At 70.1% G+C, this 13,179-nt stretch carries 8 protein-coding genes and 1 tRNA gene; 4 read left to right on the top strand and 5 right to left on the bottom strand.

The genetic code is table 11. From position 1 onward, the window contains the following. Window positions 1–13 precede the first annotated feature (13 nt). From ACFYOY_RS14845 to ACFYOY_RS14830, 4 genes are all read right to left on the bottom strand, one after another. On the bottom strand, window positions 14–1,405 hold the full coding sequence (locus ACFYOY_RS14845) for an OFA family MFS transporter (RefSeq protein WP_388587306.1): 1,392 nt from the start codon (window positions 1,403–1,405) through the stop codon (window positions 14–16). A gap of 76 nt (window positions 1,406–1,481) precedes the next feature. Beyond that, a complete protein-coding gene (locus tag ACFYOY_RS14840; protein ID WP_351878186.1) occupies window positions 1,482–3,617 on the bottom strand; it encodes an acetate--CoA ligase family protein in 2,136 nt (711 codons plus the stop codon). A gap of 2 nt (window positions 3,618–3,619) precedes the next feature. After that, on the bottom strand, window positions 3,620–4,867 hold the full coding sequence (gene frc / locus ACFYOY_RS14835; protein ID WP_161559604.1) for a formyl-CoA transferase: 1,248 nt from the start codon (window positions 4,865–4,867) through the stop codon (window positions 3,620–3,622). A gap of 12 nt (window positions 4,868–4,879) precedes the next feature. Next, the gene (locus tag ACFYOY_RS14830) at window positions 4,880–6,562 is read right to left on the bottom strand and encodes a thiamine pyrophosphate-binding protein (protein ID WP_388587302.1); all 1,683 of its coding nucleotides are present in this window, start codon (window positions 6,560–6,562) and stop codon (window positions 4,880–4,882) included. Between the two features lie 191 nt (window positions 6,563–6,753). Here ACFYOY_RS14830 and sucC point away from each other — a divergent pair, with 191 nt between their 5' ends. From sucC to ACFYOY_RS14810, 4 genes are all read left to right on the top strand, one after another. Further along, the gene (gene sucC, locus ACFYOY_RS14825; RefSeq protein ID WP_351878181.1) at window positions 6,754–7,878 is read left to right on the top strand and encodes an ADP-forming succinate--CoA ligase subunit beta; all 1,125 of its coding nucleotides are present in this window, start codon (window positions 6,754–6,756) and stop codon (window positions 7,876–7,878) included. A 12-nt stretch (window positions 7,879–7,890) separates the two neighbouring features. Further along, entirely contained in the window at window positions 7,891–8,787 is an 897-nt protein-coding gene (gene sucD, locus ACFYOY_RS14820) for a succinate--CoA ligase subunit alpha (RefSeq protein ID WP_388587299.1), read from the top strand. 176 nt (window positions 8,788–8,963) lie between these two features. Next, window positions 8,964–10,508, top strand: coding sequence for an aldehyde dehydrogenase family protein (locus ACFYOY_RS14815; RefSeq protein WP_388587296.1), 1,545 nt, complete (start codon window positions 8,964–8,966; stop codon window positions 10,506–10,508). Window positions 10,509–10,652: 144 nt separating this feature from the next. After that, window positions 10,653–10,737, top strand: a tRNA-Leu gene (locus ACFYOY_RS14810). A 1,162-nt stretch (window positions 10,738–11,899) separates the two neighbouring features. Here ACFYOY_RS14810 and ACFYOY_RS14805 read toward each other — a convergent pair. Beyond that, the gene (locus ACFYOY_RS14805; protein WP_351878169.1) at window positions 11,900–12,997 is read right to left on the bottom strand and encodes a LacI family DNA-binding transcriptional regulator; all 1,098 of its coding nucleotides are present in this window, start codon (window positions 12,995–12,997) and stop codon (window positions 11,900–11,902) included. Window positions 12,998–13,179 lie beyond the last annotated feature (182 nt).

Raw genomic sequence — 13,179 nt, 5'->3', positions numbered from 1 at the left:
CTTCGGGGCGGAGCTAGACGGCCTCGCGGCTGATCGGCTGCGGGTTCGGGGCGATGCCCCGGACCCGCGGCCGACCTGGTTGCCGCAGCAGCAGGGCCACCGCGGCCGCCAGCATGGAGATGCCTCCGGCGAGCGCGTACGCGCCGTCGTAGCCCCAGGAGTCGACCACCATCGAGCCCAGGCCACCGCCGAACAGCCCGCTGATCAGCTTTCCGCTGTACACCAGGCCGTAGTTGGTGGCGTTGTAGTTCTCCCCGAAGTAGTCCGGGGTCAGCGCCGCGAACATCGGGTAGAAGGCGCCGCCGCCGAATCCGGAGAGGAAGGCGAAGAAGAGGAACAGCACCTCGTTGTGGATGTTGCCGGCCCAGATCACCCCGAACTGGGCGAGGCCCAGCACCACGATGACGAACACCAGGGTCGTCTTGCGCCCCCACAGGTCCGAGAGCCAGCCGACCACCCCGCGTCCGACACCGTTGATGACGGACATGATGCCCATGGACGAGGCCGCCACCAGCGGGCCGAAGCCCACCTCCTTGGCGTAGTCGACCTGGAAGGAGATGCCGAAGATGGACACCCCGGCGGTGAGCACCAGGGACACCCACATCAGCGGCAGCATCCCGGTCCTGATGGCCTCCTTGGGCGTGTACTGCCGCGCCGCCGGCGGGTTCTTCGCCAGACTCGCCGCGCTCTTGGCGTTGCCGCTGTAGCTCAGCGGGTCGATGTCGGCGGGCCACCAGTTCTTCGGCGGGTCCTTGAAGAACCAGGCGCAGATCGCCACGACGATCAGCACATAGACCCCGATGAGGTCCAGGACCTCGTCGAAGTTACCCGTGTCGAACCAGTAGTTGAAGATGAAGATGAACGGCAGCGCGCCGTAGGCGAACCCTCCGTTGACGAACCCCGTCTTCGCTCCGCGCCGTTCCGGGAACCACTTGCCCACCATATTGATGCAGGTGGCGTAGATGAATCCGGAGCCGAGCCCGCCGATGACACCGAAACCGACGATGGCGGCGAAAACGTTGTCCAGGTGGGCGAGGGCCACGAACCCGATCAGACACAGCCCCGACCCCACGAACATCGCCGCGCGGGCGGTCAGGATCCCCTTCTCCCGCAGCCACCCGGCCGGGAAGGCGATCCCCGCCTGGAAGAACACCCAGACGCTCAGGATCCAGAAGGTGTTGCTCTGGGTCCAGCCGTGCGCCTCCGAGAGCGTGTCCTCGGCCGAGCCGTACGCGTACTCGGACACGCTGATGGCCATCATCGCGATCCACGGCAGATAGACCATCAGCTTCCGGCTGTGGCCCAGGATGTCGCGGTCCGTCTCACCGATGCGATATGTGCGTCCCTTGCTGTCCTGCACTTCACGGAAGGGGAGGGCCCCCTCCGGTCGTTCTGCTGTGCTCATGTCGTCCCCTTGGCTTCGAAGGAACCCGGCCAGCGCCCCCTGTCCAAACTCTTCGTGCTCCGGGAAACGTGGTGGCTTACCTGAGCAGCCCCGCTGACCTGGCCCAGCGGTACTTGGCGCCCAGGACGGCCACCGGCTTCTCGGTGGTGTACGGATAAGCCACGACCCCGCGCTCGAAGAGGTAGGCGCACGCCTCCTCGACCTCGGTGTCGCCCGCGAGCGAGGCCACCACCGGTTTGGCGATGCCCCGGGCGCGGAACTCCTCGACGACCCGCGCGGTCAGCTCGGCGAACACCATCGGCGGGGTGACGATGGTGTGCCAGTAGCCCAGGACCAGCGAGTGGATCCGCGGATCCTCCAGGCCCAGCCGGATGGTCGCCTCGTAGGTGGACGGCGGTTCGCCGCCGGTGATGTCCACCGGGTTCCCGGCCGCGCCGAACGGCGGGATGAAGCGGCGGAACGCGGCGTCCAGATCGTCCGGGATCTCCATCAGCGACAGCCCGTTGTCGACGATCGCGTCCGACAGCAGCACCCCCGAGCCCCCGGCGCCGGTGATGATGACGACGTTGTCACCCTGGGGTGTGGGCAGCACGGGCAGCGCCCGCGCGTACTCCAGCATTTCGTTCAGGCCCGGCGCCCGGATCACCCCGGCCTGCCGCAGGATGTCGTCGTAGACCGCGTCGTCCCCGGCCAGCGCGCCGGTGTGGGAGCCGGCCGCCTTGGCGCCCGCCGCCGTACGGCCCGCCTTGAGCACCACCACGGGCTTCCTGGGCACTGTGGCCCGCGCCGCCTCCACGAAGGCCCGGCCGTCCTTCAGGTCCTCCAGGTGCATCGCGATGCACTGGGTGCGGTCGTCCTCACCGAACCAGGTGAGCAGATCGTCCTCGTCCACATCGGACTTGTTGCCGAGGCCGACGATCGCCGAGACACCGGTCTTGGTCGTCCGGGCGAAGCCGAGGATCGCCATCCCGATGCCACCGGACTGCGAGGTGAGCGCCACCGGCCCCTTGACGTCGTACGGGGTGCAGAAGGTGGCGCACAGGTCCTGCCAGGTGGAGTAGTAGCCGTAGATGTTGGGCCCCAGCACCCGCACCCCGTACTCCTCGGCGATCTCCACGATCCGCCGCTGCAGCTCGTGTTCACCGGTCTCGGCGAAGCCGGACGGGATCAGCACGGCGTTCGGGATGCCCTTGCGGCCGACCTCCTCCAGCGCGGCGGGCACGAACTTCGCGGGGATCGCGAAGACCGCCACATCCACCTCGCCGGGGACGTCCGTGACGCTCTTGTACGCCTTGCGGCCCAGGATGTCGTCGGCCTTGGGGTTCACCGGGTGGATCTCCCCGGGGAAGCCGCCGTCGATGAGGTTGCGCATCACCGAATTGCCGATCTTGCCCTGTTCGTTGGAGGCGCCCACCACCGCCACCGAGCGCGGCTGCATCAGCCGGCGCATGGCGCTCAGGATCTCCTCGCGCGAGTAGCGGCGGCGCTCCTGCGGGGCGGGGTCCCCGATCAGCAGCCGCACATCGGCGGCGAGCACCCCGCTCGCGGTGGCGAACACCGGGTTGAGATCGACCTCCGTGATCTCCGGGAAGTCCGCCACCAGCCGGGAGACCCGCACGATCAGATCGGCGAGCGCCCCGCGGTCCACCGCCGGTCCGCCGCGTACCCCGCGCAGCACCTCGGCGGCGCGGATCCCGTCCAGCATCGACAGCGCCTCGTCCTCGGTGGCCGGGGCCAGCCGGAACGTGATGTCTTTCAGCACCTCCACCAGCACCCCGCCGAGGCCGAACGCCACGACCTTGCCGAAGGTGGGATCGGTGACCGCGCCGACGATGACCTCCTGCCCGCCGTCCGGGATCATCTGCTGCACCTGGACGCCCTGGATCCGGGCCTTCGGGTCGTAGGAGCGGGCGTTGTCAACGATCGCGGTGAACGCGCCCCGCACCTCGGCGCAGGAGGTCAGCCCCACCCGGACCCCGCCCGCGTCGGTCTTGTGCAGGATGTCCGGGGACACGATCTTGAGGACGACCGGGAAGCCGATCCGGTCGGCCAGCGACACCGCCTCGTCGACGGTCTCCGCCAGCCCCTCGGCCGGGGTCGGGATGCCATAGGCATCGGTGATCCGCTTCCCTTCGGGAGCGGTCAGCGCCGTGCGCCCCTCGGCGCGGGCGGCGTCCAGCACCGCGCGCACGGCATCGTTGTCATACGTCACCGTCAGATCACTCCGTTCGTCTTGAGCAGCCGCACTTCCTCGTCGCCGAGTCCCAGCTCCCCGACGTACACCTCTTCGTTGTGTTCACCCAGCAGCGGGGAGCGCTCGACCTGGACCGGGGAGTCGGAGAGCTTCAGCGGGGAGCCGACGGTGGTGAAGGAACCGCGCTCGGGGTGGTCGACCTCGACGATCATCTCGTTGGCCGCGAGCGACGCGTCCTCGACGATCTCCTTGGTGGACAGGATCGGCCCGCACGGGATGTTGTGGGCCGTGAGCTGCTCCAGCACCTCCCACTTGGGCAGGGTGCTGGACCACTCCTCGATCAGCTGGAACATCTTGGCCAGCTTCGGCAGCCGCGACTCGGGCGAGGCCCACTCCGGGTCCTCGGCCAGCTCGGGGCGGCCGATGAGCCGGGTGATCGGCTCCCAGCCGACCGGCTGCACGATGACGTAGACGTAGTCGTTGGGCCCGCCGGGCGCGCACTTGACCGCCCAGCCGGGCTGGCCGCCACCGCTGGCGTTGCCGCTGCGCGGCACCTCGTCGCCGAAGTCCTCGTTCGGGTACTCGGCGAGCGGACCGTGCGTCAGCCGCTGCTGGTCGCGCAGCTTGACCCGGCACAGATTGAGCACCGCGTGCTGCATCGCCACATTGACCCGCTGGCCGCGACCGGTGTGGGTGCGCTGGTAGAGCGCGGCGAGGATGCCCGCCACGCAGTGCACCCCGGTGCCGGAGTCGCCGATCTGGGCGCCGGTCGCCAGCGGCGGGCCGTCCTCGAAGCCGGTCGTGGACATCGACCCGCCCATGGCCTGCGCGACCACCTCGTACGCCTTGAACTTGGTGTACGGGCCCTCGCCGAACCCCTTGATCGAGGCGTAGACCAGCCGCGGATTGATCTCCTGGATGCGCTCCCAGGAGAACCCCATGCGGTCCACGGCGCCCGGACCGAAGTTCTCCACCAGCACATCGCTGCGGCGGATCAGCTCGGTCAGGATCTCCTTTCCGCGTTCGGACTTGGTGTTGAGGGTGATGCTCCGCTTGTTGCAGTTGAGCATCGTGAAGTAGAGCGAGTCCACGTCGGGGAGGTCCCGCAGTTGCTTGCGGGTGATGTCCCCGGTGGTGTTCTCCAGCTTGATCACATCCGCGCCGAGCCAGGCGAGCAGCTGGGTGGCGGAGGGGCCGGACTGCACATGCGTCATGTCGAGGACGCGGATGCCCGTCAGAGCTTGATTGGCCTCAAGAGCCTGGGACATGGTGGCGGCTCCCTACTTGTACATGGTCTGGTTCATGGTTCCGGGGGCGTACGCGTCCGGGTCCACCCAGACGTTGATCAGCGACGGCTTGCCGGACTCCCGGGCCCGCTGCAGCGCCGGGCCGATGTCCGCCGGGTCGCGGACCTCCTCGCCGTAGCCGCCGAGCATCCGCGCGAACTGGTCGTAGGGCACATCGCCGAGGGTGTTGCCGATCCGCTCCCGCTCCTCGCCGTACTTGGCCTTCTGGCCGTAACGGATCTGGTTCATCGAGGAGTTGTTGCCGACGATGCCGACGAACGGCAGGTCGAAGCGGACCAGCGTCTCGAAGTCCCAGCCGGTCAGGGAGAACGCGCCGTCGCCGAAGAGCGCCACCACCTCCTTGTCGGGGCGGGCCTGCTTGGCGGCCATCACGAACGGCACACCGACGCCGAGCGTCCCCAGCGGCCCCGGGTCCATCCAGTGGCCGGGCGACTTGGGCTGGACGACCTGACCGGAGAAGGTGACGATGTCGCCGCCGTCGCCGATGTAGATCGAGTCCTCGGTGAGGAAGTCGTTGATCTCGCTGACCAGGCGGTACGGATGGATGGGGGAGGCGTCGGAGCGGAGGTTGGGCAGCCGCTTCTCGATCGCCTTCTGTTCGGCGGCGCGCAGCTCGTCCAGCCACTCCTTGCGCTTGCCCGCGCCCCCGTTGATGCGGCCGGAGGCGGCCTGGGTGACGGCCGAGAGCACCAGCCCCGCGTCGCCCACGATGCCGAGGTCGATGTCCCGGTTCTTGCCGACGGTGCGGTAGTCGAGGTCGATCTGGACCACGGTGGCGTCGGGGGAGAGCCGCTTGCCGTAGCCCATCCGGAAGTCGAAGGGCGTGCCGACGATGACGATGAGGTCGGCGTTGGAGAAGGCGTAGCGGCGGGAGAGCTGGAAGTGGTGCGGATCGCCGGGCGGCAGTGTGCCGCGCCCCGCGCCGTTCATGTACGCGGGAACATTGAGCGTGCGCACCAGCTCGGTGGCGGCGTCGGTGGCACGGGTGGTCCACACCTGACTGCCCAGCAGGATCGCGGGTTTCTCGGCCTCGACCAGCAGATCGGCCAGCTTCTGGACGGACTCGGGGTCGCCGGCGCTGCGGGTGGAGGCGCGGTAGTGCCCGGCCTGGGGGACACGGGCCTTGTCCACCGGGACCTTCGCGTCCAGCACATCGCGCGGGATCTCCAGGAAGGAGGGTCCGGGGGCGCCGTGGAAGCACTCGCGGAAGGCCATGGAGACCATGTCGGCGGCGCGGGCGGTGTCCGGGACGGTGGCGGCGAACTTGGTGATCGGCGCCATCATGTCGACGTGCGGAAGGTCCTGCAGGGATCCCATCTTGTGCTGGTTGTGGGCGCCCTGGCCGCCGATGAGCAGCATGGGTGACTCGGCGCGGAAGGCGTTGGCGACGCCGGTGACCGCGTCGGTGGTGCCGGGACCGGCGGTGACGACGGCGCAGCCGGGCTTGCCGGTGATCCGGGCGTAGCCGTCGGCGGCGTGGGCGGCGACCTGTTCATGGCGTACGTCGATGACATCGATGCCCTCGTCGACGCAGCCGTCGTAGATGTCGATGATGTGGCCGCCGCAGAGGGTGTAGATGACCTCGACGCCCTCTGCCTTGAGTGCTTTGGCGACCAAGTGCCCGCCGGAGATGACGTCCTGGCTGTCGTCGGGCATGGCGAATCGCGTCCCTTCGTAGGGGTCGGTGCGTGCCTCGCAGGTGGATCAGCTGGATTGCATACAGTCGACGTTATCCTGTATGAACTTTGTTATCCCACCATCGGCCGAGCGATGTCCAGGGGGCGTGCGCCACTCGTTCGATCCAGCGCTGGATCAAGCGCTGTTGACCGGTCATCAGGGAGCTGGCAATGGACCTGTACGAACACCAGGCACGGGAACTCCTCCAAGAGAACGGCGTATTGGTGCCGCGAGCCGAGGTGGTGGACACGGCCGAAGCCGCCCGCGCCGCCGCCGAGCGACTCGGCGGCCGCGTCGTCATCAAGGCCCAGGTGAAGACCGGCGGCCGGGGCAAGGCGGGCGGGGTGAAACTCGCCGACGACCCGGCGGCGGCCGAGCAGACCGCACGACGGATCCTCGGCATGGCCATCAAGGGCCACACCGTCCACCGGGTGATGGTCGCCGAACCGGTCGAGGTGGAACGGGAGATGTATCTCGGCTTCACCCTGGACCGGGCCGCGGGCCGCTTTCTGTCCATCGCCTCCGCCGAGGGGGGTATGGAGATCGAGGAGGTCGCGGCGCACCGCCCCGAGGCGGTGGCCCGGATCGCGATCGACCCGGCCGAGGGGGTGACCGAGGCCAAGGCCGCCGAGATCGCCGTCGCCGGGGGACTGCCGCCGGAGACGGCCGGGACCATCCGTCGGCTGTGGACCGTCCTGACCGCCTACGACGCTCTCCTGGTCGAGATCAACCCGCTGGTGGTGACCCGGGACGGCGCGATCGTGGCCCTGGACGGGAAAATCACCCTGGACGACAACGCCCGCTTCCGGCAGCCGTCATGGGACGACTCCGGCGACCGCGCCCGGGACCCGCTGGAGGCCCGCGCCGCGGCCGCCGGGCTCGGCTACGTCAAACTGGACGGCCAGGTGGGCGTCATCGGCAATGGCGCGGGCCTGGTGATGTCCACCCTGGATGTCGTCGCGGGCTGCGGCGCCCGCCCCGCCGACTTCCTCGACATCGGCGGTGGCGCCTCGGCGCAGGTGATGGCCGACGGGCTGTCCCTCGTCCTCGACGACCCCGAGGTGCGCTCCGTCCTGGTCAATGTCTTCGGCGGCATCACCGCCTGCGACGCGGTGGCCGACGGCATCGTGCGCGCCCTGGACACCGTCGCCCTCACCAAGCCACTGGTCGTCCGGCTCGACGGCAACAACGCCGCCCGCGGCCGGGCCATCCTTGGCCAATTGGCTCATCCACTCGTCCACCAGGCCGACACCATGGACGGCGCCGCCGCGCGCGCCGCCGAACTCGCCGCGTAGGGGGCGCACATCATGGCCATCTTCCTCACCAAGGACAGCAAGGTCATCGTCCAGGGCATGACGGGCGCGGAAGGCATGAAGCACACCCGGCGGATGCTCGGCGCGGGCACCGATGTCGTCGGTGGCGTCAATCCCCGCAAGGCCGGGACCCGGGTCGACATCGGCGGCCGTACGGTGCCCGTCTTCGGCTCCGTACGCGAGGCCATGGACGCCACCGGTGCCGATGTGAGCGTCCTGTTCGTCCCGCCGCCCCACGCCAAGGCCGCCGTCACCGAGGCCGCCGACGCCCGGATCCCGCTCGCCGTCGTCATCACCGAGGGCATCCCGGTCCATGACGCGGTCGCCTTCCAGGCGTACGCCCGGGCCCGCGCCACCAGGATCATCGGCCCGAACTGCCCCGGGCTGATCTCCCCGGGCCAGTCCAACGCCGGCATCATCCCCGCCGACATCACCAAACCGGGCCGGATCGGGCTGGTCTCCAAGTCCGGCACCCTCACCTACCAACTGATGTACGAGCTGCGCGACATCGGCTTCTCCACCTGCGTGGGCATCGGCGGCGACCCCGTCATCGGCACCACCCATATCGACGCGCTGGCTGCCTTCGAGGCCGACCCCGACACCGACCTCATCGTGATGATCGGGGAGATCGGCGGCGACGCGGAGGAGCGCGCCGCGCGGTACATCGCCGACCACGTCACCAAGCCGGTCGTCGGGTATATCGCCGGCTTCACCGCCCCCGAGGGCCGCACCATGGGCCACGCGGGCGCCATCGTCTCCGGCTCCTCGGGCACCGCCGCGGCCAAGAAGGCGGCGCTGGAGGCCGCGGGCGTGAGCGTAGGAGCGACCCCCACGGAGACCGCCGGGCTGGTAGTGGCGCTTCTGGCCGAAACACCCGGCGACGTCGCGTGAGGTGAGCCGTACCCGATCCGTGACCCGGTCACCGTAACTCTCCGTGCGGCCACCTTCCTCCCCGTACGGCCACCCGCCACGCACAGCCACGACGCGTACGCGACGGGTGCCCGTGCGGACCGCCACATCCCGCCACATCCCGCCCCGCGCCTGCGCAACGAGAGCGGAGATCACCGATGGCACCCACCCTCACCCTCAAGCCCGGAACCGCCTGGGGCGACGCCTGGCAGCGCTGCCTGGCCGCCGCCCCCGAGGCGTTCCAGGACGACCGCGTCCTCAACCTCTGGGACGGCACCTGGCACCGCGACGGCCGGACCCTCCCCGCCACCACCCCCGTCGACGGCACCCCGATCGCGGGCCCGCCACGGCTCGACGCCACCATCGCCCACCAGGCCGTACGCGCCTCCCTCGACCAGCACCGCGGCTGGCGCCATATCGCCCTCCCGGAGCGCCGGGCGCGGGTGTCCGCCACTCTCGACGCGCTCTGCGAGCACCGGGCACTGCTCGCCCTCCTCCTGGTCTGGGAGATCGGCAAGCCGTGGCGGCTGGCCCAGGCCGATGTGGACCGGGCCATCGACGGCGTCCGCTGGTACGTCGACGAGATCGACCGCATGGCGGAAGGCCGCACCCCACTGCCCGGCCCGGTCTCCAACATCGCCAGCTGGAACTACCCGATGAGCGTCCTCGTCCACGCCCTGCTCGTCCAGGCGCTGGCCGGCAACGCCGTCATCGCCAAGACCCCCACCGACGGCGGGCTGGCCTGCCTCACCCTCGCCTGCGCACTCGCCGCCCGCGAGGGCATCCCGGTCACCCTCGTCAGCGGCAGCGGCGGTGAGCTCTCCGAGGCCCTGGTCCGCTCGCCCGAGATCGGCTGCGTCTCCTTCGTCGGCGGCCGCGACACCGGCGCCCGGGTCGCCACCGCTGTCGCCGACCTCGGCAAGCGCCACATCCTGGAACAGGAGGGGCTCAACGCCTGGGGCATCTGGAACTTCACCGACTGGGACGCCCTCGCCCCGCTGATCCGCAAGACCTTCGACTACGGCAAGCAGCGCTGCACCGCCTACCCGCGCTTCGTCGTCCAGCGTTCGTCCTTCGACGCCTTCCTCTCCGTCTACCTCCCGGCGGTGCGCGCCATCCGCGTGGGCCACCCCCTGGCCGTGGAGCGCCCCACCGACCAGGTCCCCGACCTGGACTTCGGCCCCCTGATCAACGCGGCCAAGGCCAAGGAGCTCGCCGACCAGGTGGCCGAGGCCATCGACCGCGGCGCCGTCCCCCTCCACCGCGGCGACCTCGCCGACGGCCACTTCCTCCCCGGCCAGGACCTCTCCGCCTACGCGGCCCCCGTCACCCTCCTCAACCCGCCCTCCACCTCCCCGCTCCACCACGCCGAGCCCTTCGGCCCGGTCGACACCCTCGTCCTGGTCGACACCGAGGCCGAACTGCTCGCCGCCATGAACGCCAGCAACGGCGCCCTCGTCGCCACCCTCTCCTGCGACGACCCCGCCACCTACGCCCGCCTGGCCCCCCAGATCCGCGCCTTCAAGACCGGCCACGGCAGGCCCCGCTCCCGCGGCGACCGCGACGAACTCTTCGGCGGCTTCGGCGCCTCCTGGCGCGGCGCCTTCGTCGGCGGCGACCTCCTGATCCGCGCGGTCACCGAGGGCCCAGCGCCCGAGCGCCTCCCCGGCAACTTCCCCGACTACCACCTGATGCCCAGCTAGTCACCACTGGTCACCCTCCGTGCCCACCCCCGCGTCCCCCCAGGTCGGCGCGGGGATGGGCGCCCGGCATACGCAGGTGAAACGCACTCCGAAACCTTGGTATCGTGGTCCATGTCGCCGCGGCGGGCCGCGGAGACACACCTGGTCCGGGTGGCGGAATGGCAGACGCGCTAGCTTGAGGTGCTAGTGCCCTTTATCGGGCGTGGGGGTTCAAGTCCCCCCTCGGACACGTACCAATTCCCCACGGTTGTTCGTCGACCGTGGGGAATTGTCGTTCTCCGGGGCGAGCGAGATCTCGGCGCGCACGGTCGCTTGCGCTGGAGCGTAGGTGAGCCGGAGCCCCAGCTGCCGGTAGATCCCGGCCTTGTCTTCCGGCTCGGCCTGCTGGATGACGGCGGCCAGGTCGCTGGGCCGGTCTGGACGAGCACGTCGATGGTCTTCCGGCAGACGCCGCCGTTGTTCTTCAGCCCCTTGGGGGCGTTGTCGATGGCCTGGGCGGTGGCTTCGTCGAGTACACCGGCGCTCACCGCGAACCTCTCCTTGGTGAGGGCCTTGACCGCGAAGGACCGGTCTGCGCGCGACTTGTCCTCCGCCGTGGTGAGCCCGCGCAGGTAGTCGGTCATCAGAACGCGGTGTTTGTCCACCCACGATGTGTTGGTGAGCGCCACCAGGGACACGTAGTCGAAGTCTGGCTTCCATACGATGCGGTACTTGCCGGAGTGGACCAGCCGGGTCAGCTGGGGATCGCCGACCATGCCCGCCGCCGCGCCCTTGTCGATGGCCGCGACGATGCTCGCGCCGACCCCGCCGTTGATGACCTTCAGGCCCTTGCACGGGATGTCCGAGTCGTCGGCGGCTTTGAGTAACTCGGTGTCCGACAGGCTGCCCACGGAGGTGACGGCGACGGTCTTGTCACGCAGGTCCTTGACGCCGCGGATGCCGGAACCCGCCTTGGTGACCAGGGAGTACGGCACCCCGCCAGGGCCTGGCGTACCCGGCTGACTTCACTTGCGAAGGCGGGCGGGCCGCCGCCGACGCGTTGCAGGAGCTGGACGATCCGCCGACGGCCGTGTCGTGCGCCATCGATCTCACCGTCATCGGCTTGCCGACCCGGGCCCAGGAGTTGAGGCGGCGGGTGTCGGGGGACCTGTCGGTCGCCGACCAAGACGGCATCCGATTCGGGACTATATGCGACCTCTGCTGACCACGGTGCAGACAGACCGCGCCGAGCCTGCCGGGCGAGGAGGCCGCCCGGCTGCTTCTGGACGTCATCGATGGCAGCGAGGCGGTCGATGCGGCCGCCCTGGCCGCCTCGCTCGTAGTGCGTACGTCGACGGGACCGGTCGGCCGAAGCCGAGAGCCTGCTGCCCGCCCCGCTCACGGCTCCACACTCAAGTCCGCGGCGGCGCGGTGCTCGCCCGCACCACGAATTCCACCGGCGGGAGCTCGGTAGCCTGGAATTCTCCTCCCTCGGTGAGCGAAACCAGCGCCTGTGCGGCGGCGCGCCCCCAGGTCAGCACATCCTGGCGCACCGTCGTCAGTGGTGGCGCGATGCAGTCGGCCAGCGGGATGTCGTCGAAGCCCACCACCGACAGGTCCTCGGGGACCCGCAGCCCGCGGCTGGTCGCGGCGGTGATCCCGGCGATGGCCATCAGGTCGTTGGCGTACACGATGGCGGTCGGTGGACGGTCCAGGTCCAGCAGCTGATGCGTGGCCCGGGCGCCGGCCGCGCCGGTGAAGTCCGCGGCCACGGGCGGGATCTCGGGCAGGTCGGCATCCGCCAGCGCACCGCGCCAGGCGTCGCACCGGGCCTCGGTGTGCACAAACCCCGCGGCGCCGCAGACGTGTCCGATCCACCGGTGGCCGAGTGAGCGCAGATGGCTGACCGCACGCCGCACCCCGCTGCCGTCGTCGACCCCGAGGGCCGACACCTGGCCGCCGTGCTGCGGTGGTCCGACGATCAGTGCGCCGATACCCAGCTCCGTCACGAGTGCCGGCCGCGGGTCGTCGGTGCGCAGATCGGTGAGGAACACGCCGTCGACCCGACCGTCACGGGCCAGCCGCTCATACGCCTGCCGTTCGGTTTCCTCGTCGGGGACGACTTGTAGCACGAGCGCGTAGCCGAGCGGCGCGAGGCCGGTCTCGATGCCGGCGACGAACTGCGGGAAGAACGGGTCGGTACTCAGCAGTTCCGGCGGCCGGCGCATCACCAGGCCGAGGGTCTGGGACCGCTTGGTGGAGAGCGCCCGGGCGCCGGCGTTGGGCTGCCAGCCCAGCTGGTCGATCGCGTCCAGGACCCGCTGGCGCGCCTGCGGGCTGACCCCGGGGCGGTCGTTGATGACGAAGGAGACCGTCGCTTTGGAGACCTGGGCCAGCGCGGCGACATCACCGATCGTCGGCCGACTGCCCCCGCCCCGGCGTGACGGCGGAGGCATCGCCTGGCGGGAACCGCCCGCCGATCCGCCCGCTTTGTCCTGGCCCCGCACCATACCGCCTCGCCTTCCACTGATTCGGGACGTACGGCTCCTGGATGGCAGAACTGCGCCACCCAGGTTACCGAAACGTTTCGCACCCGTCCTTGACGCTTAGATATTAAACCGGTTTGATGACGCTCGTAACCCCGCGGTGATCATTCTGGCGGGGCGGGCCGGCGGCGGCGAGAGGGGAGTCG

This window comes from Streptomyces sp. NPDC007875 (assembly GCF_042868035.1).
Taxonomy (GTDB): domain Bacteria; phylum Actinomycetota; class Actinomycetes; order Streptomycetales; family Streptomycetaceae; genus Streptomyces; species Streptomyces antimycoticus.
The sequence above is the reverse complement of the archived record's forward strand: the minus strand, read 5'-3'. Positions and strand labels throughout refer to the sequence as shown.